This is a genomic window from Herminiimonas glaciei (genome assembly GCF_042664955.1).
Lineage (GTDB): Bacteria > Pseudomonadota > Gammaproteobacteria > Burkholderiales > Burkholderiaceae_D > Oxalicibacterium > Oxalicibacterium glaciei.
The window spans coordinates 241635-260976 of the sequence record NZ_JBHTBU010000003.1; the positions used below are offsets into that span (position 1 = coordinate 241635).

The 19342-nt window shown below is 54.5% G+C and carries 19 protein-coding genes and 1 tRNA gene; 12 read left to right on the forward strand and 8 right to left on the reverse strand.

The annotated features are described in order from the left end of the window. Positions 1 to 56 precede the first annotated feature (56 nt). The 7 genes from soxB (at position 57) to ACFQPC_RS17725 (ending at position 4815) form a co-directional block, all read left to right on the forward strand. Positions 57 to 1775 carry a thiosulfohydrolase SoxB gene (gene soxB, locus ACFQPC_RS17695; RefSeq protein ID WP_382273141.1) on the forward strand — a complete coding sequence of 573 codons (1719 nt, stop codon included), beginning with the start codon at positions 57 to 59 and terminating at the stop codon, positions 1773 to 1775. A gap of 11 nt (positions 1776 to 1786) precedes the next feature. Further along, positions 1787 to 2371 (forward strand): rhodanese-like domain-containing protein, encoded by a 585-nt coding sequence (locus ACFQPC_RS17700; protein WP_382273142.1) that lies wholly within the window; start codon positions 1787 to 1789, stop codon positions 2369 to 2371. A 56-nt stretch (positions 2372 to 2427) separates the two neighbouring features. Beyond that, on the forward strand, positions 2428 to 2943 hold the full coding sequence (locus ACFQPC_RS17705; protein ID WP_382273143.1) for a TlpA disulfide reductase family protein: 516 nt from the start codon (positions 2428 to 2430) through the stop codon (positions 2941 to 2943). Positions 2944 to 2948: 5 nt separating this feature from the next. Next, entirely contained in the window at positions 2949 to 3476 is a 528-nt protein-coding gene (locus ACFQPC_RS17710; protein WP_382273144.1) for a thioredoxin family protein, read from the forward strand. A gap of 130 nt (positions 3477 to 3606) precedes the next feature. Further along, positions 3607 to 3939 carry an ArsR/SmtB family transcription factor gene (locus tag ACFQPC_RS17715; RefSeq protein ID WP_382273145.1) on the forward strand — a complete coding sequence of 111 codons (333 nt, stop codon included), beginning with the start codon at positions 3607 to 3609 and terminating at the stop codon, positions 3937 to 3939. Beyond that, a complete protein-coding gene (locus ACFQPC_RS17720) occupies positions 3936 to 4367 on the forward strand; it encodes a YeeE/YedE family protein (protein ID WP_382273146.1) in 432 nt (143 codons plus the stop codon). The genes ACFQPC_RS17715 and ACFQPC_RS17720 overlap by 4 nt, the downstream gene beginning before the upstream one ends. 10 nt (positions 4368 to 4377) lie before the next feature. Further along, a complete protein-coding gene (locus tag ACFQPC_RS17725) occupies positions 4378 to 4815 on the forward strand; it encodes a YeeE/YedE family protein (protein WP_382273147.1) in 438 nt (145 codons plus the stop codon). Between the two features lie 89 nt (positions 4816 to 4904). Here the strand turns inward: ACFQPC_RS17725 and ACFQPC_RS17730 are convergent. From ACFQPC_RS17730 to mutL, 3 genes are all read right to left on the reverse strand, one after another. Next, positions 4905 to 4981, reverse strand: a tRNA-Met gene (locus ACFQPC_RS17730). A gap of 130 nt (positions 4982 to 5111) precedes the next feature. Further along, positions 5112 to 6056 (reverse strand): tRNA (adenosine(37)-N6)-dimethylallyltransferase MiaA, encoded by a 945-nt coding sequence (miaA, locus tag ACFQPC_RS17735; RefSeq protein ID WP_382273148.1) that lies wholly within the window; start codon positions 6054 to 6056, stop codon positions 5112 to 5114. Position 6057: 1 nt separating this feature from the next. Next, positions 6058 to 7899, reverse strand: a complete 1842-nt coding sequence (mutL, locus tag ACFQPC_RS17740; RefSeq protein WP_382273149.1) for a DNA mismatch repair endonuclease MutL — start codon at positions 7897 to 7899, stop codon at positions 6058 to 6060. Between the two features lie 127 nt (positions 7900 to 8026). Here mutL and ACFQPC_RS17745 point away from each other — a divergent pair, with 127 nt between their 5' ends. Beyond that, positions 8027 to 8671 carry a VTT domain-containing protein gene (locus tag ACFQPC_RS17745; RefSeq protein ID WP_382273150.1) on the forward strand — a complete coding sequence of 215 codons (645 nt, stop codon included), beginning with the start codon at positions 8027 to 8029 and terminating at the stop codon, positions 8669 to 8671. A 41-nt stretch (positions 8672 to 8712) separates the two neighbouring features. On the opposite strand, the gene ACFQPC_RS17750 is transcribed toward ACFQPC_RS17745, so the two are convergent. The 5 genes from ACFQPC_RS17750 to ACFQPC_RS17770 form a co-directional block, all read right to left on the reverse strand. After that, complete coding sequence (locus ACFQPC_RS17750) at positions 8713 to 10017, reverse strand: N-acetylmuramoyl-L-alanine amidase (protein WP_382273151.1); 1305 nt, start codon at positions 10015 to 10017, stop codon at positions 8713 to 8715. Then, the gene (tsaE, locus tag ACFQPC_RS17755) at positions 9981 to 10466 is read right to left on the reverse strand and encodes a tRNA (adenosine(37)-N6)-threonylcarbamoyltransferase complex ATPase subunit type 1 TsaE (protein WP_382273152.1); all 486 of its coding nucleotides are present in this window, start codon (positions 10464 to 10466) and stop codon (positions 9981 to 9983) included. Before tsaE ends, ACFQPC_RS17750 begins: the two co-directional genes overlap by 37 nt. Positions 10467 to 10643: 177 nt before the next feature. Continuing rightward, positions 10644 to 11534, reverse strand: coding sequence for an AEC family transporter (locus ACFQPC_RS17760; RefSeq protein ID WP_382273153.1), 891 nt, complete (start codon positions 11532 to 11534; stop codon positions 10644 to 10646). 105 nt (positions 11535 to 11639) lie between these two features. Then, the gene (locus ACFQPC_RS17765) at positions 11640 to 12233 is read right to left on the reverse strand and encodes a response regulator transcription factor (protein ID WP_012078332.1); all 594 of its coding nucleotides are present in this window, start codon (positions 12231 to 12233) and stop codon (positions 11640 to 11642) included. 92 nt (positions 12234 to 12325) lie between these two features. Further along, positions 12326 to 14362, reverse strand: coding sequence for a sensor histidine kinase (locus ACFQPC_RS17770; protein WP_382273154.1), 2037 nt, complete (start codon positions 14360 to 14362; stop codon positions 12326 to 12328). Between the two features lie 226 nt (positions 14363 to 14588). Between ACFQPC_RS17770 and ACFQPC_RS17775 the strand changes: the two genes are divergently transcribed. From ACFQPC_RS17775 to ACFQPC_RS17790, 4 genes are all read left to right on the forward strand, one after another. After that, entirely contained in the window at positions 14589 to 15608 is a 1020-nt protein-coding gene (locus ACFQPC_RS17775) for a DctP family TRAP transporter solute-binding subunit (protein ID WP_382273155.1), read from the forward strand. 431 nt (positions 15609 to 16039) lie between these two features. After that, positions 16040 to 17017 carry a tripartite tricarboxylate transporter substrate binding protein BugD gene (locus tag ACFQPC_RS17780; protein WP_382273156.1) on the forward strand — a complete coding sequence of 326 codons (978 nt, stop codon included), beginning with the start codon at positions 16040 to 16042 and terminating at the stop codon, positions 17015 to 17017. Positions 17018 to 17196: 179 nt separating this feature from the next. Beyond that, positions 17197 to 17658, forward strand: coding sequence for a tripartite tricarboxylate transporter TctB family protein (locus ACFQPC_RS17785; protein WP_382273157.1), 462 nt, complete (start codon positions 17197 to 17199; stop codon positions 17656 to 17658). 12 nt (positions 17659 to 17670) lie between these two features. Beyond that, on the forward strand, positions 17671 to 19173 hold the full coding sequence (locus ACFQPC_RS17790) for a tripartite tricarboxylate transporter permease (protein WP_382273158.1): 1503 nt from the start codon (positions 17671 to 17673) through the stop codon (positions 19171 to 19173). Positions 19174 to 19342 lie beyond the last annotated feature (169 nt).

A 19342-nucleotide genomic window follows, 5' to 3' on the forward strand; every position in this document is an offset into this window, starting at 1 on the left:
CGTGACTTGCCTATGCAAGGATGGCGAGGTCGTCTACCGAACAATCAGAGGAAAAAATGGGTTTGAATCGTCGTGAGTTCATTCAGGTCATGGGTATCGCAGCTGCAGGCGGTATGTTGCTGGATTCCAAGGGCGCGCTGGCTGCACCTTCGGCCGCCAAACTGTACGACGTGCCGCGATTCGGCAATGTCCACTTTTTGCACTTCACCGATTGCCATGCGCAATTGAAACCGATTTATTTCCGCGAACCGAATGTCAACCTTGGCATCGGCGACGCGGTAGGGCGCATGCCGCATCTGGTCGGCGAAAAATTACTGAAGGAAATCGGCGTCAAACCGAATACGCCGGAAGCCTATGCCTTTACTTACCTGAACTTTGAAAAAGCCGCGCAAACCTATGGCAAGGTCGGCGGCTTTGCGCATTTGTCGACACTCGTCAAACGCATGAAGGCCGGTCGTCCCGGTGCCTTGCTGCTGGATGGCGGCGATACCTGGCAGGGTTCGGCCACCGCCTTATGGACTAACGGCCAGGATATGGTCGACGCCTGCCTGGAGCTGGGTGTCGATGTCATGACTGCGCACTGGGAAATGACGCTGGGCGATAAGCGCGTCAAGGAAATCGTTGAAAAAGATTTCAAGGGCAAGGTCGATTTTGTTGCGCAAAACATCAAGACCACCGATTTTGGCGATCCGGTATTCCCGCCGTATGTGCTGAAGGAAATGAACGGCGTACAGATCGCCATCATCGGCCAGGCTTTCCCGTATACGCCGATTGCGAATCCACGCTACCTGGTACCGGAATGGAGTTTCGGTATCCAGGAAGAGAATATGCAAAAGATGGTCGACGAAGCACGCAGCAAGGGTGCCAAAGTTGTCGTCGTGCTCTCGCATAACGGCATGGACGTGGACCTGAAAATGGCATCGCGCGTACGTGGTATCGACGCCATCATGGGCGGCCATACGCATGACGGTATGCCGGCACCGGTCATCGTCAGCAATCCGGGCGGCAAGACCCTGGTCACGAATGCCGGCAGCAATAGCAAATTCCTCGGTGTGCTCGACTTCGATGTGCGCGGTGGCAAAGTCCAGGGTTATAAATATCGTCTGTTGCCGGTGTTTTCCAACTTCCTGCCGGCCGACAAGAATATGGATGCATTGATCAACAAGATCCGAGCACCTTATGAATCCAAACTGAATGAACGCCTCGCGATGACTGAAGGTACCTTGTACCGTCGTGGCAATTTCAACGGCACCTTCGATCAACTGATCGTCGACGCGCTGATGGACGTCAAAGGTGCGGACATCGCATTCTCGCCGGGCTTCCGCTGGGGTACGTCCTTGTTGCCGGACAGTCCTATCCTGATGGAACACCTGATGGACCAGACCGCGACCACCTATTCATACAGCACGCTGACGGATATGAGCGGCTCTACCATCAAAACGATTCTGGAAGATGTGGCAGACAATCTGTTCAATCCGGATCCTTATTATCAGCAAGGTGGAGATATGGTGCGTGTCGGTGGCATGAGTTACACGATTGCACCAAAAGAAAAAATGGGTGCGCGCATCCAGGACATGCGCCTGGACGGCAAGCTGATCGATGCAAGCAAGACTTACAAGGTCGCAGGCTGGGCCCCGGTCGCCGAAGGTGCATCCGGCGAACCAGTATGGGATGTCGTCGCGCAATGGTTGCGTACCAACAAGGTGGTGACACCGCGCAAACTGAATACACCGCGTATCGTCGGCATGGATGGCAATCCCGGCATCGCGAATTGAGGTAACTGGATATGAAGAAATGGATGGCGGTATTGCTGCTGGGTGCGACTTGTTTCTCGGCATTTGCTTTTGATGCGGCACAAGTGCCGGATATCAAGCAGACCAAGGCAGCGCTTTACCTCGATGCGAAAGAAGCCTACGCACTTAAGCAAAAGATGGCGGACAAGGCTTACTTCGTCGATGTACGTACGCGTGGTGAAATCTCGTATGTCGGTATGCCGACTATTGTTGATGCCAGCATCCCGTACGTCGAACATCCGGATGATGCGCCCTGGGATGACAAGAATGGTCGCTTCAAGCTGGACGTCAATAGTGATTTCGGACCGGAACTGGCGCGTCGTATGACGGCTGCCGGCCTCGGTAAAAACGATACTGTAATCCTGATCTGTCGTTCCGGTGATCGCAGTTCGCGCGCCGCCAATTTATTGACGGACCTCGGTTACACCAAAGTGTATACGGTGGTTGACGGTTTCGAAGGCGACCTGGCGAAGACCGGGCCGCAAGCGGGGCGACGCGTGGTGAATGGCTGGAAGAATGCCGGTTTGCCATGGAGTTACAAGCTGGATAAGAGTAAATTGTATTTCCCCAAGTACTGAAGCTGGCGTCGCGTCATTGCGCGACCTTAGGCTGACATCACTTCTAGGTGCGCAGCATGTGTAACCGCCTGATCCTGTTTGTATCGCGCTGCCTGCTATTGGCCAGTATGGTCGTGGGCGGTTGGGTATATGCAGCCGATGCCAGGCCGGGCGATATGCCGGTACTGCCAACATTAACTACACTGGATGGCAAGACCATCAATCCTGCCAGCCTGCGCGGCAAGCTCGTGGTCATCAGCTACTTCGCTTCCTATTGTCCGTTCTGTGCGAATGAAGCTCCGAAATTGCAAAAGCTGTATAGCAAGAATGCCGACAAGCTGATCGTCATCGGCGTCAACATCGAAACCAAAGATCCGCAACAAAAAGACAAAGCCTTGAAATGGGTGCAGAAGTATCAATTGACGCATCCGGTTACCTTGGATTACCTGGCGCTGGAACGTGTACTGGGCAAACGCCAGGGTTTGCCGGTCAACTATGTATTCGATAAACGCGGCATGTTGCGGCGCGTTGATGTAGGCGAAATCTTCGATGAAGACTTTGACGATATAGCCAAGTTCGCGCAGCAGGATTAATGCATATGAGATTAGGTGTCCTATGGCTCTTGTGCCTGCTGCTGACTGGCAACGTTGCTGCCGATAGCAAACCGATTACTGTCCCTATGCTCAGTGACCTGGCCGCCGACGCGGTGCAGGCGCAACGCGAAGACAAGCCCATCATCCTGTTTTTTTCGCTACCGGGCTGCCCCTTCTGCCACGTGGTGCGGAATAATTATTTACAGCCTTTATTGCGCGATAGCACGCCGAAGCAACGTCCTGTCATCCGTGAAGTCGATATCAGCAGTACGCAAAGCCTGCGGAATTTCGATCGTACAACCGGCAGTCCGCGCAGCATTGCGCAAAGGTATAAGGTGATCGCCGCGCCTACCGTGATCTTCGTAGACGCTGCCGGTTGCATGCTGGCACCGTCTATTGTCGGCGGCGATATCGCGGGTGTCTATGGTGGTTACCTGGATAACGCTTTTGATATGTCCGCGCGAAAAATTGCCGCTGCAAAGAAGCTGGGTGGGGCGGTCAAAGGTGCAGTGAAAGAATGTCCGCCACCATGACATGCGACGCTTTCAGCAAGGGCAGCCACAGGGATGGCTGCTTTATTTTTCTTTAATAATATACATAAATATATATTAAAATATTGCATATTGTTTTGTGTTGAACAGGATTGAAGGAGTGGGTGCCGGCGTGAGTACGACTGACAGTGTGGACCTGGAAGCCTTGCAGAATGCGGCTTCCAAGGCATGTGGCTTGCTGAAGACCCTATCCAATCGGGATAGATTGCTCTTGCTGTGCCAGTTGTGTGAGGGTGAATATTGCGTCAGCGAACTGGAAGCGATGACTGAAATACGGCAACCGACTTTATCGCAGCAGTTGACGGTATTGCGCGAAGAACAGTTGGTACATACGCGACGCGATGGCAAACAGATTTATTACAGCATGGCGAGCAAAGAGGCGATGGCAGTGATAGCAGTGCTGTACCAACAATTCTGCGCCCCGGGCAAAAGGAAAAAATCATGACAATCGACTGGATCCACTTTACGCCCTGGCATGCGCTGGCCGGCGGCTTGCTGATCGGGCTGGCAGCGGCATTGTTCATTTTATTCAACGGCAAGATTGCCGGCATCAGCGGCATCCTCGGTGGCTTGTTGCGACCGGTAAAGGGTGACCTGTTGTGGCGTGTCGCCTTCCTGCTGGGATTGATGGCGGCGCCGCTGGTGTTTGCATTGTTCCAGCCTTTGCCGGATGCCACGATAGATGCAAGCAATGTGACGCTGGTGGTCGCCGGCCTGCTGGTAGGACTGGGCACGCGCTACGGTGCTGGTTGCACCAGCGGTCATGGCGTGTGCGGTTTATCGCGGCTGTCCTTGCGTTCACTGGTGGCGACACTGGCCTTCATGGCGGCAGGGTTCCTGACCGTGTACATCGTGCGTCACTTGATCGCCTAGGAGAAAGCTCATGCAAATTCTTATGGCATTACTCGCGGGACTGGTTTTCGGGATCGGGCTGATCATTTCTGGCATGGCCAATCCGGCCAAGGTCATCGGCTTCCTGGACCTGGCCGGTAAATGGGATCCGTCGCTGGCCTTCGTGATGGGTGGGGCAATCTTGGTCGGCTTGTTTGCATTCCGCATTGCCGCCAAGCGCAGTACGACTTTACTTGGTGATCCTCTGCGTTTGCCGCAGGCGAAGCAGATAGACCGCCGTCTGGTTCTTGGTGGGCTGGCATTCGGTGTAGGTTGGGGGCTGGCCGGTTATTGCCCGGGTCCGGCGCTGGCTTCACTGGTGATAGGGCATAGCAAAACAGTTATCTTCGTGACGGCGATGGTGCTCGGTATGGCGATATTTGAATTGCTGGAAACTTATACGCGCAAGCCGCAGGTGCAGGCGAAGTAAGGAAACATTCGCAAGCAACAAAAAACCCGCTTCGGCCTAAGCTGAGAGCGGGTTTTTGTATGTTCCGGGTTGCCCCGAAAACATGTTCTTGGTGGTGATAGGTGGATTTGAACCACCGACCCCAGCATTATGAGTGCTGTGCTCTAACCAACTGAGCTATATCACCAGATAGCCGAAAATTATCGCGTTTTTGGCTCTTCCTGTCAATATCCAAATCCTATTAGTTCTCAGATATTCGAAGAAATCGGTGCAGGAAGCGGGTTTCCACTGCCGGGAAAAGCTTGTGGAATTTGCAATCACGCGCGATTTTGCGCGATTTCTATTTGTTGCAGGATGGCGCCGCTTGCGTCAGGAGCCAGGCAATCAATGATGTGCCGGTCATCCATGGAGCGCAGCCAGGTCAGCTGCCGTTTTGCCAGTTGCCGGGTGGCGGCGATGCCGCGCTCCCGCAGTTCGGCCAGGCTGTAAGCGCCGTCCAGGTATTCCCAGCTCTGGCGATAACCGACGCAACGCATCGATGGCAAGCCCAGGTGCAGGTCGCCGCGGGCGCGCAAGGCTTTGACTTCATCCAGCAAGGCACCGCCTTTCAGCATGGCATCGAAGCGTGTCGCGATGCGTGCATGCAAGACGCTGCGGTCCGACGGTTCCAGCGCGATTGGCAATAGCGTGAAAGGCAATTCGGTCTTCGGTGCCTGTGCCAGCAAGGCCGACATCGGCTGGCCGGTGAGGGCGATGATTTCCAGTGCGCGCTGTATGCGTTGTGAGTCGTTTGGTTTCAGGCGCTCTGCAGTAATCGGATCGAGTGCCGCCAGCTTCGCGTGCATGGCTGGATAGCCTATCGCTGCCGCTTCCGCATCCAGTTCTGCGCGCAAGGCGGCATCCGCCTGCGGCAGTGCATCCAGTCCATCCTTCAAGCCTTTGAAGTACAACATGGTGCCGCCGACCAGCAGTGGCAACTTGCCGCGTGCGCTGATTTCTGTCGCCAGGCGTATCGCATCCTGACGGAATTGCATGACGGAATACGAATCGAGCGGGTCGAGGATGTCGATCAGGTGATGCGGTACTTGCGCCAGTTCTTCCGCGCTGGGCTTGGCGGTGCCTATATCCATTTCGCGATAGACGAGGGCGGAATCGACCGAAATGATTTCGGCAGGAATCTTTTCCGCGACGGCGAGTGCCGCCGCAGTTTTGCCGGACGCGGTCGGTCCCATGATGGAAACGACCAGTGGTTTTACGGACATCTTAACGTCCGCGCTCGAAGAGTTTGTCGAGGTCGGACAAGCCCAGCTGGACCCAGGTCGGACGGCCATGATTGCATTGGTCGGCGCGTTCGGTGGCTTCCATCTGGCGCAGCAGCGCATTCATTTCCGGGCCGGTCAACATGCGATTGGCGCGCACTGCAGTGTGGCAGGCGAGCGTGCCGAGCAACTCATTGCGTCGTTCCACCAATACACGCGAACCACCGTATTCACGTACATCGCGCAAGACATCGCGTGCCAGTGATTGCGCATCGGCATTCTTGAGCAGCGTCGGTACTGCACGTATTGCCAGCGTGGTCGGCGACATCACGGCGATATCGAAACCGAGCGAGAGCAGGGTGTCCTTGCTGTCTTCGGCGGTGCCGACTTCAACGTCATCGGCATAGAAGGTGATCGGGATTAGCAATGGCTGCACCTGCATCGCATTGTCATCCAATGCATTCTTCAATTGCTCGTAGAGTATGCGTTCATGCGCTGCATGCATGTCGACCAGGGCCAGGCCCTTGGTGTTTTGCGCGAGGATGAAGATGCCGTGCAATTGCGCCAAGGCAAAGCCGAGCGGGAATTCATCGTCAGACATGGTCTGCGCAGGGCTGTTGGTGAAGGCTGCGTATGCAGGTGCCGGTTCGGTACCGGCAGGCGTCGTTGCACTATCCGTATTAAACAAGGCACCATAATTCGCCGTCGTTTGCGCGACGCCATACTGCTGCTGGAATTGTGGTGCAAATGTAGTCTGTTGTTGTTCGCGCAGCCATGGCAAGGCACCGGACGGAGCCGGCGTTGGCGACGGTACGGCACCGAAGGCGGTAGCCGATGTCTGCGCCAGTGCGCGACTGACTGCATGGAATACGAATTGATGGACCGCGCGGCTGTCGCGGAAACGTACTTCGATTTTCGATGGATGCACATTGACGTCCACCAGCGCCGGATCGAGATCCAGGCTGATGACATAAGACGGGTAGCGATCACCGTGCAAGACGTCCTGATATGCGGAACGTACTGCATGCATCAGCAATTTGTCGCGGACAAAGCGGCCGTTGACGTAAAAGTATTGCGCATCGCCGCGTGCCTTGGATGCAGTCGGCAAGCCGATGTAGCCGTGCAGGTGCAAAGGCCCTGCGGTTTCTTCCAAAGGCAGGCGCGCACCGGAAAATTCGCTGCCAAGGATATGTGCACTGCGCTTGGCGATATCGTTGACGGCCCAGTGATCGACGGTCTTGCCGTTATGTGACAGCGAGAAGGCCACATCCGGACGCGACAGCGCGATGCGGCGTACCACTTCGGCGCAATGGCCAAATTCGGTTTGATCTGTTTTCAGAAACTTCCGTCGCGCTGGCGTATTGAAATACAGGTCTTGCACATCGACTGTGGTGCCAGGAGCGCCGGATGACGGTGCAACGGTGTTCTTTTGATCGCTGCCTTGTACGCCGCTGATTTCCCAGGCGTGCTGTGCATCTGCGGTGCGCGAAGTAAGTGTCAGCTGTGCGACCGAAGCGATCGAAGCCAGTGCTTCACCACGGAAGCCCAGTGTCCCGACGTTTTCCAGTTCGTTCAGCGAATTGATCTTGGAGGTGGCGTGACGTGCCAGCGCCAGTGGTAATTGTTCCGGGGCAATGCCGCGCCCGTTATCGGTAATCGCGATGCGTTTCACGCCGCCTTGTTCCAGACGTATGCTGATTTGCGTGGCGCCGGCATCCAATGCATTTTCCAGCAATTCCTTGACGACGGCGGATGGGCGTTCGACTACCTCACCGGCGGCGATTTGCGAAATGAGTTGGTCGGAGAGCGGCTGGATCGGCCGGAAAGGTTGGGTGGTTGCGTACATAGGGAGATTATAACTTCTGATTGCATGGCCGCACGGTGCAGTGAACTGTCGGAGCTGCCAGCAGTCTTTCTACGGTGCCTGTCGGCAGTGCCGCTGGTGTATCATTCTGCCGCTACCAAGGAAAATTATGGATTTCATGCAGTTCTTCGACATGATTTTGCATGTCGACAAGTATCTAGGCACTTTTATCGCGCAATACGGCATGCTGATTTATGTCGTGCTGTTTGCGATTATCTTCAGCGAAACAGGGCTGGTGGTATTTCCCTTCCTGCCTGGCGATACCCTGCTGTTCATTGCCGGTGCATTTTGCGCTTCCGGCAGCATGAACCTGTGGCTGTTACTGGGTTTGCTGATGGCGGCTGCGATCCTCGGCAATACCGTGAATTACTGGATAGGGCATGCGATAGGCGAAAAAGTGTTTACCCATGATTACCGCTGGCTGGATCGCGACGCTTTGCGCAAAACCCATACTTTCTATGAAAAACACGGTGGCAAGACCCTGATCCTCGCCCGTTTCATCCCGATTGCACGTACTTTTGCGCCGTTTATCGCCGGTGTCTCGGAAATGACTTTCTTCCGCTTCCAGTTATTCAACTGTATCGGTGCCGTGTTGTGGGTGGGTTTGCTGGTGGTTGGTGGTTACCTGTTCGGCAACATTCCTATCATCCGCGATCACTTGAATACTATCGTGCTGATTGGTGTTGGTGCGGCGGCAGTGCCGGTGGCGCTCGGCGCCTTGTGGAAAGTATTACAACGCTTCAAAAATAAATGAAATAAAAAAGGCGCTTCGGTCATACCTAAGCGCCTTTTTATTTACATCATCCGGCCCTTCGCCAGCGGTGGATTTTTCGCAAAGTATTTCCTGATACCTTGCGCCACTGCATCCGCCATCCGGTCCTGGTAGGCATCATCATTCAGCTTGGCTTCTTCTTCCGGATTGGAAATGAAGGCGGTTTCAATCAGGATGCTCGGGATATCCGGTGCCTTCAATACCGCAAAACCCGCCTGTTCCACCGCATTCTTGTGCAGGCGATTGACGCCGCCGATTTCATTCAACACCGCCTTGCCGAGGCGCAGGCTGTCATTGATCTGTGCGGTGGTCGACAGGTCGAGCAGCACGCTGGCGAGTTGCTTGTCATGGTTCTTGATATTCGTACCGCCGATCAGATCGGCCGCATTTTCCTTGTTCGCGAGCCAGCGCGCAGCGGTTGAGCTGGCACCTTTTTCCGACAGGGCAAAGACCGATGAGCCGTTCGCCGTCGGTTGCACGAAGGCATCCGCGTGTATCGACACGAATAAATCGGCTTGTACCTTGCGTGCTTTTTGTACGCGCACATGCAATGGCACGAAGTAATCGCCGTCACGCGTGAGCATCACGCGCATATTCGGATGCTGTTCCAGCTTGGCCTTGAGGCGTTTGGCGATGGATAGCACGATGTGTTTTTCATAGCTGCCGCCACGTCCGACCGCGCCCGGATCTTCGCCACCATGGCCGGGATCGAGTGCGATGGTCAGCATGCGGCTGACTTGCGGTGCGCGGTCTGTCTTGGGCTCGGCAAACGGTGGTTTGACTTCAGCCACCGGCGGCGGCATCGTCGGCTCGTTTGGTTTGTCGAGTGACCACTGGCCTTTTTCTATCAGGGCGGCGATCGGGTCCGGCGGATTGACCGGGTACAGATCGAATACCAGGCGGTGCTGGTATTTGTCGACCGGTGCCAGCGTAAACACCTGTGGATTCACTTCTTCCTTCAGGTCGAATACCAGGCGTACCACGCCCGGCCGGTTCTGGCCGACGCGCACTTGCTTGATATAGGGGTCGTTCGGCTGGATCTTGGCGATCAGGCTTTTCAGCGTCGGGTTCAGGTCGATGCCTTCGACATCCACCACCAGCCGTTCCGGATCCTTGATGATGAAGTGATTGGTCTTCAGGTTCGCATCGTTTTCCAGCGTGACGCGGGTGTAATCCTCGGACGGCCAGACGCGTACGGCAAGGATTTGCGAAGCGAAGGCCGGCAAGGGCGAAAACAGGGAGATCAGCAAAGTGCCGCCTGCCTTCAAGACAGTGCGACGGACTTTTGCTTTCACAGGTTTGGAGCGAATTTCAGTCGATTCAGACATTCAACACCTTGATCGGACAACGCTTGCAATTCTACATCACGCCCTTCGCCTGCAACTGTAAGCGAAATGCTGATATCGGGAGGCGGCAATACCGTTTCAGCCTTTTCCGGCCATTCGATAATGCAGATCGTTTGCTGATTGAAGTATTCACGGAAGCCGGCATCGAGGAATTCTTCCGCACTTCCCATCCGATATAAATCGAAATGGATCACATTGACGGCCACGCCCCCGATGTGGACGGTATACGGTTCTGCCAATGTATAAGTCGGGCTTTTCACATGGCCGACATGGCCCAGCGCATGCAGCATGGCGCGTGTCAACGCGGTTTTGCCGGCACCGAGGTCGCCATGCAGGTAAATGGTCAGGCCCGGCTGCAGCGCATGCGCGAGCGATGCACCCAGTGCGAGGGTGCCGGCTTCTTCATGCAGATGGGCGGTGAAATTTTGCATTGAGTAAGGATATCCCAGGGGTTCTTTGCCGGATGCTGCGCTTCGCCTGTGGACTCAGCCTGCAGCTACGATGCAATTATGTGTCCTGAGTTCAATCTTTTTTCAGGCGAGCGTATTTTATCGCGCACTGCGATCCTGCATTACGCTCAATTGTGCATTGCGAGAAAAAAGTGTCGCTTACTGTAACAGTGCCAGCCAGAGTGGCAGGGTGGCCATCGAAATCAGTGTGCCGGCAGAAATCAGGAAGGCGACAAAAGGACCGTTGCCACCCATGCGCACCGCCAGCACATAGGCGCTGGAAGCAGTCGGCAATGCGGCAAACATCACTACCATCTGCAGATGTGAACTCGACAGGCCGAGCCAGAGGCCGAGACCGTAGGTGACCAGGGGGACGATCAGCAGCTTGACGATGATGAAGTAGGCTGCGATGCCTTTTGATGCGTGCAAGCCGGTCAGGCGCAGGCCGGCACCGACCATGATCAGGCCCAGTGCAATCGATGCATTGCCGAGGCGCGACAGGAAGGCGCTGGCCAATTCAGGTACCTGGAAGCCGAGCAAATTGAAGATTACACCGCCGACGGTTGCCATCAACAACGGGTTCTTCAGTAATTCAAATACCAGGCCGCCCTTGTTTTTAACCAGTGCATGGACTGCCGCCATATTGCACAGGGGGACGGCAAAGCCGATCACCAGGCCCATCAGTGAAGTACCTTCCGCGCCGCCGAGACGGCTGGCAATCGCCAATGCAATATAGGAATTGAAGCGGAATGCGGTTTGCACACCGGATTCAAAGATCATCGGCTCGGATTTGAACAGCGGCTTGGCGAGCCAGCCGAACACGATGCCGGTGACACAGGCGGCTATCGCCACTTGCAGGAACTGACCGGTGGCGGCGAAGTTGATCGGCGAGCGTGCGCAGGAATAGAACAAGAGTGCCGGGAACAGCACGTAGTAAATCAGTTTCTCCATGCCTATCCAGAATTCCGCATGCCATTTGGTGACGCGGAACAAGACCGCACCGAACAGGATCAGCATGAAGTCGGGCAGCAGGAGATTGACGATATGCATGGCAATCAGCGTAGTACGCTGGAATGGAAAAGCAGTTTAGGAAAGTGCACGGAGCGCAAGGAGCCGATCAGCCGGCCCTTGCGTCTTTTGATTTTACTGTTGATTTTACTTTAAGAGGCGGGCCAGTTCGACCGCGGTCTTTACATTCATCTTGTCGAAGATATGTGCGCGATGGACTTCGACCGTGCGCATGCTGATGCCCAGCTTGTCGGCGATGACCTTGTTCATTTTGCCTTCGAGGATCAGGTCCAGCACTTCGCGTTCACGTCCCGACAACGCGGCCAGGCGGGTATGGATGGCGACGCTGGCCGATGCATGTTCGGAAGAGGCAAGCGCTTCCTGGATGCGATCCATCAGCTTGTTGTCGTTGAATGGTTTTTCAAAGAAGTCGAAAGCGCCGCGCTTCAATGTATCCACCGCCATCGGTACATCACCGTGGCCGGTCAGGAAAATCACCGGGAAAGTCTGGGTCAGGCCGCGCGAAGTCAGCAAATCGAACAAGGCGACGCCGCTGACTTCCGGCATACGCACGTCCAGCAAGATGCATTGTCCTTGCGGGCTGGTGGCGCGTGGCATGGTGTCGAGCGTGGTGAGGAAGGCCTTGCCGCTGTCATATGCGGTGGCCGGGATGCCTCGCGATTTGGCCAGCCACATGAGCGAGTCGCGGATTACTTCTTCGTCATCAATAATGTGCAGCATTAAATATCCTGTCGGTCTGCCGTGTGTTGCGGTGTATCTGATCAGTTCGGGGAACTGATAAAAGTATCAAAAATATATCAAAAGGATTTTTTTTATCTTCGGTTTGCACGCATTGTCGTGTCGATCAATCTATTTTGCAATGTCGGAAGTGAAAAACGGAAAATAGTGCCGCCCCCCGGATTGTCCGCATGCGTGAGTGTACCGCCATGGAATTCTATTGCAGTACGGCAAATGCTGAGGCCCATGCCCATGCCGTCGGCCTTGGTCGAAAAGAAGGGCGAATACAGGCGTTCCGCGACTTCCGGTGGAATACCGTGGCCCTGGTCGCTGATCGAGACTACTACATTCGGCGGGTCGGATTCATCAACCGCGGCGGCGATACGCAGTACGCGTTTTTCCGGTGCGATGTTTTGCATAGCTTCGATGGCATTGCGTGTCAGGTTCAGCAGCACCTGTTCCAGCAAGACATGATCGGCCAGCACTGCCGGCAGATTATCCGGGATATCGATCTTGATGAAGACGAAGTATTTTTGCGCCTGCAGTTCGACCAGCGGTGCGACGTTATCGATCAGTTCTTCTATCGTCACCGCAGTACGCATGGGTTCGCGCTTTTTCACGAAGGTATGCACGCTGCGGATAATCTGCCCGGCACGTTGCGCCTGTGCCTGGGCTTTTTCCAGCGCATGCGTGAGCATATCTATATTGACTTCGGCCGCCTTCGATTTGTCGCGCTCCAGCATATTCAGTGCGCCGGTGGTGTAGCTGGAGATGGCGGCCAGCGGCTGGTTCAGCTCATGCGCGAGCGTCGATGCGATTTCACCCATGGTGGCGAGGCGGGCGCTGGCCTGCAGTTTTTCTTCCTGCTGGCGGTTCAGGTCTTCGACCCGTTTGCGATCTGAAATGTCAAGGATGGAGCCCATCCAGCCGGTTTGCGCACCGGTGTTATCCACCAGCGGTGATTCAAAAATCAGGACCGGTATGCGGCGGCCATCCGAATGCTGGAATACGGTTTCAAAGCCTTGCGGATTGGCAGTGCCCGCTGCCACTTGCGAAAAGTGCCGGTGATATTCGGTACGTGCTTCCGGTGCCCAGTACGGCATAGGTGGCAGGTGACCGACAATTTCTTCGGCCGGCATCCCGACCATTTGCGAGAAAGCCGGATTCACATAGGTCACGCGACCTTCGAGGTCGCGCGCACGCAAGCCGGTGATCAGCGAGTTTTCCATCGCGGTACGGAAGGCGATCTGTTCGCGCAATGCGGTTTCCGCTGCCAGCCGTCGATTGATATCGCGCCATAGTGCAATCAGGCTCCACGCGAGGCCGAGCGAAAGCAGGATGACGGTATCGACCAGCAGGCTGGGCAAGAGTTTCGGTGCGCTCTTGATGCTGTTGGTGCTGAGCTTGAGCGAGAGGCCGGCCAGGTTGAGCGCGCGTCTGTGTGTATAGACGCCACGGCCGGCACCGCCGGATGCACGTTTGTGGATGATGACATCGTTGATATCGGTCAGCGCAATTTCATTGTCCTGCGCAAACCACCACGGCACCATATCATCGAGTATGCTCGACGCAAGGTAGCTGGCGATGATACTGCCTATATATTTATTACCGACAAAAAGCGGCACGTGATAGTCGATCATCACCGGACCGCTGATGTCGGTGGCCGGTTGGCTATAGAGTGGGGTACGGGTGGTGCGGGCGCGTTCGTTGGCACGTTTGGACGGTGCCGATAATTCGTTGAAGGTGATCAGTGTTTCATCGGTCGAGGTCAGCAATTTGCCGTCCGCATCGAGCTGGATGATGCGATGGATTTCGTGATTATTGCGAATCAGGCCTTCCATGCGGTCCAGCAGGCGCTTGCCGACCAAATAGCCGGATACAATCTCGGAACCCATCAGGCCCAGGCTCTCTTCATTGCGCTGTAACTGGAAGCGGATGGTTTGCTCAACCCACAGGGAGTCGGCAATCAGTTGTTCCTGGCGCTCGGCGGCTTCCTGCTGCTTTTCATGCAGCGGCAGCCAGATCAGTGTGGTCAGGAAGAGCAGCGCGAGGAACAGTGGAGCAAGCCAACGCCACGCTTGTTTGCGACTTGGAAAACCGAAGCTTGGTGAGCGCGTTTGATTTGGTATCATAAATAGCTAAATAAAAAACCGGCTATAAAGCAGTAGTACAGCAGTGGATGTGCCGATTTTTTTGCTGTTGTATTCACAGCATTACATTCAAATTAAAAAATGCTGGTGTATTTCGAGAGCGCGCATAGCTCATTTACCGAGGCGCAGCATGTGGTTAACCACAGTTGTGACGCCTATAGTGACTGCGCATAGTATCAACCCGAATTTGAAATTTCCTGGTCGTGCGATGAAATTAGCAACAAAACTGCATCTGTTTATGCTTGGTTTGGCATTATCGCTGACCAGCGTAATTGTATCCGCGCAAACGACCACTGTAATTAAATTCAGCCACGTTTCTCCGGCTGACAGCCCGAAAGGCAAGGCCGCGCTGCGTTTCAAGGAATTGGTGGAACGCAATAGCCAGCGTCGTATCCGCGTTGATGTATACCCGAATAACCTGCTCTATAAAGAAAGCGACGAGCTGGAAGCGCTGCAATTGGGCGCGGTGCAGATGCTCGCGCCATCGCTGGCCAAGCTGGCGCAGTTCGGTTTGCAGGATTTCGAGGTATTTGATTTACCGTTTGCATTTACTGAGAAGGAATCGGTGGCACGTGTCACCGAAGGCCCGATCGGCAAAACCCTGCTGCGCAAGCTGGAATCCAAGGGCATGGTTGGCCTGGCATACTGGGATAACGGTTTCAAGATCATGTCCGGCAACAAACGCTTGCGCGTACCATCCGATTTCGCCGGCTTGGCGATGCGCATCCATTCCTCCAAAGTACTGTCGTGGCAAATGGAGGCACTCGGCGCAATTCCATTGATATTGGATGCATATGAAGTGTATCCGGCCTTGCAGGGCGGTGTGGTCGATGGTGCGGAAACCTCACCTGTTAATTTTTACGCAAGAAAATGGTATGAAGTCCAGAGCAATGTGACCATCTCCAATCATGGCTATCTCGGCAGTGCGGTGGTGGTGAACAAGAAATTCTGGGATGGTTTGCCGTCCGATTTGCGCAATACGATAGACCTCGCCATGCGTGAAGCCACTTCATATGGCAATAATCTGGCGGAAGAAGAAAATGCCGCTGCACTGCAATGGATCAAAAAATCAAAGAAGGTGAAGGTCTATACCTTGACTGCAGAAGAAACCGAGGCCTGGCGCCAGGCACTGTTGCCGGTGCATAAGGAACTGGAAGCACGGATCGGCAAGGCACTCGTGTATGGCGTGACGCGTGACGCGGATATGCGCCGCGGCAGTGCACGTTAAATATTCGTTAGTAATAGATATGTAATAGATATGTGTTAATGCTTAATGCATGCGATATGCTTGTTGTGCCTTCGAAAATGACACGGCAATGTTAATTCTTGTTTCCCTGCGTATGTATATTACTAATATGTGCAATTACGGGTGTAAATTGCCAAGAATCTTTCTTGCAGGCGATCTATAAAATCGTTTAGTCTTGTCCCCGCAAGTTTGGTGAAAGGTTCGGTCAGTATGATCAGCCCCCTAGATTAAAGTCGGGAGCTTTTTTGCCCGGTAGAACTTGAACGATTTTCTCACTTCAAAGCGCTGCTTTTATCTGGAACACTAATCCTCGTATCGCTTTATTTGCGATTTTGATAGGATAAAGAAGCAATAGTAGCCAGCAGGCTCAGTTGTAGCTTTTCCAATAATTATTAAATCAGGAGACACGTCACATGAAACATAAATTTCTGAAATCGGTTGCCGGCCTGGCCATGTTCGCAAGTGCATTTGCCTTTGCCCAAACACCATACCCAACCAAGCCGATCACCATGATCGTGCCGTTTGCTGCGGGTGGTCCGACCGATACAGTGGCGCGTCTGGTTGCGCAATCGATGACCAACACCCTGAAGCAGACAGTATTGGTTGAAAACGTCGGCGGCGCCGGCGGCACTATCGGTGCAGCACGCGTTGCGAAATCCGCACCGGACGGCTACACCCTGTTCCTGCATCACATCGGTCAATCGACAGCACCTTCGCTGTATCGCAAACTGAGCTACAACGCAGTTGACGATTTCGAGCCTATCGGCCTGATCACCGACGTGCCTATGACTTTCATCGCACGCGGCGACTTCCCTGCGAAAGACCTGAAAGAATTGCTGGCTTACGTTAAAGCCAACAAAACCAAAGTTACTTACGCCAATGCCGGTATCGGTTCGGCTTCCCATCTGTGCGGTATGTTGTTCATGACAGCAATCGACACCGAACTGACCACCGTGCCTTACAAAGGTACCGGTCCTGCAATGAATGATTTGCTCGGCGGCCAGGTTGATTTCATGTGCGATCAAACCACCAACACCACCAGCCAGATCAAAGGCGGCAAAATCAAGGCTTACGCTGTAACCACAAAAACACGCGTACCTTCGTTGCCTAACCTGCCAACCATGAACGAAGCCGGCTTGCCTGGTTTTGAAGTCGCTGTCTGGCACGGTCTGTATGCTCCTAAGGGCACACCAAAACCTATCATCGACAAACTGGAACACGCTCTGCAAGTCGCACTGAAAGATCCAACAGTCAAACAACGTTTTGCTGACCTGGGTACAGAGCCGGTTGCAGAAAACCGCGCGACGCCAGAAGCACTGCGCGCACACCTGAAGGCAGAAATCGCCAAGTGGGCGCCTATCATCAAGAAGGCTGGCGTTTACGCTGACTGATAAAAGCATGCAGTAAATTTAAAAATGACGAGATACGCGCAGGTGTATCTCGTCATTTCAGTAAGTGGCTCGGTAAATATGCACCCACCGATCCATTGCAGGACAGAATGTTTATTGTTCGACGTTTGATGTTTGATATTCAACGTTGAGCCATCTGGTTTTTAGAGAAGGGGAGCAACTTGTTATCATTCATTCGACATCCCAAGGACTTTTGGACTGGGGTTATTTTTATTGTGATCGGCCTGGCTGCTGTCATCATCGGCCGCGATTACAACATGGGTACCGCAGGCAAAATGGGCCCGGCCTATTTCCCTACCATTCTTGGCGGCTTGCTGTCACTGATCGGCCTGGCCGCAATGGTGCGGGCTTTCTTCCGTGATGGCGAGCCTATCGGCAAATTTGCCGTCAAGGAAACCATCCTGATCCTGACCGGCGTCTTGCTGTTCGGCTTCCTGGTACGTGGTGCCGGCCTGGTGGTCGCTGTGTTCGCGATCATCATGTTCAGTGCATACGCAAGTGCAAAATTCAAATGGATACCGGCGATTGCGCTGGCCATAGGGGCTGCCGTGTTTGCGGTAGTGGTGTTTGTCGAAGCGCTCGGTTTGCCGATCGCAATATTTGGCCCATGGTTCGGCGGTTAAAAAGGTACTCAAATGGAATTATTCGCTAATTTGGCGCTAGGTTTTGATACTGCAATGTCCTTGCAGAATCTGGCGTACTGTCTGGCCGGGGTCTTCCTCGGTACCGCTGTCGGCGTGTTGCCTGGTCTGGGCCCTGTGGCCACGATCGCAATGTTGTTGCCGGCAACTTTTGCCTTGCCTCCGATTTCCGCTCTGATCATGCTGGCCGGTATTTATTACGGTGCACAGTACGGCGGTTCAACCACTGCGATCCTGGTCAACCTGCCCGGGGAGTCATCCTCGGTGGTGACTGCGATTGACGGTTACCAGATGGCACGACAGGGACGAGCGGGCAAGGCGCTGGCAACAGCGGCTATCGGCTCCTTCTTTGCCGGTACCGTTGCTACCATCCTGCTGGCATTGTTTGCCCCACCACTGGCTGACCTGGCATTGAAATTCGGCCCTGCTGAATACTTCTCGCTGATGGTGCTGGGCCTGGTTGCTTCCGTGGTTCTGGCCAGCGGTTCGCTGCTCAATGCCATCGGTATGGTGATCCTGGGCCTGTTGCTGGGCCTGGTCGGTTCCGACGTCAACTCCGGCGCGGCACGTTATACCTTCGATTTGCCGGAACTGGCAGACGGTATCAACTTCGTGATCGTGGCGATGGGTATGTTCGGTATCGGTGAAATCATTCGTAACCTCGAGCATGAAGAAACCCGCTCGCTGGTGATGAAGAAGGTTTCCGGCCTGATGCTGACGAAGGACGACTTCAAGCGCATCATCGCTCCTATCCTGCGTGGTACGGCACTCGGTTCGGCGCTGGGTATCCTGCCGGGTGGCGGTGCGATGCTGGCGTCTTTTGCTGCGTATTCGATCGAGAAAAAAGTATCGAAAAACTCGGCAGAATTTGGCAAGGGCGCAATCGAAGGCGTGGCTGCACCGGAATCCGCTAACAATGCGGGTGCACAGACTTCGTTCATCCCGATGCTGACTTTGGGTATTCCTTCGAATCCGGTGATGGCGCTGATGATCGGCGCGATGATTATTCAAGGTATCCAGCCAGGTCCTGCGGTGATGGTGGAACAGCCAACGCTGTTCTGGGGTTTGATTGCTTCGATGTGGATCGGTAACTTCTTCCTCATCGTGCTGAACCTGCCTATGATCGGTTTGTGGGTGCGCATGATTACCGTGCCTTACCACCACCTGTTCCCGGCTATCCTGCTGTTCTGCGCGATCGGCGTGTTCAGCTTGAATAACAGTGACTTCGATATTTACCTGATGGCCTTGTTTGGCTTGTTTGGTTATATTTGCGCGAAGCTGGATGCAGAACCTGCACCTATGCTGCTGGGCTTCATCATCGGACCGATGATGGAAGAATACCTGCGTCGTGCGCTGCTGTTGTCGCGTAGCGATCCGATGGTGTTCCTGAACCGTCCGATCAGCGCAACCATGCTGGCAGTTGCAGTATTGGCGATGGCAGTGGTGCTGATGCCGGCCCTGCGCAAGAAACGCGAAGAAGCATTCAAGGAAGACTAAAGACACGGCCGCTGCCTGCGTTTGCAGGCGGCAGGCCGGTGGGTCGAGGAGGCCTGCGTTTTACGATGCTGTTGAAGTTTGTCAGTAGCCGGGAACGTGGAGCAAGATTCAGGGGCGCATCGTCAGATGCGCCCTTTTTATTTGCTCGGCCGTTCGACCAAGTGCATAC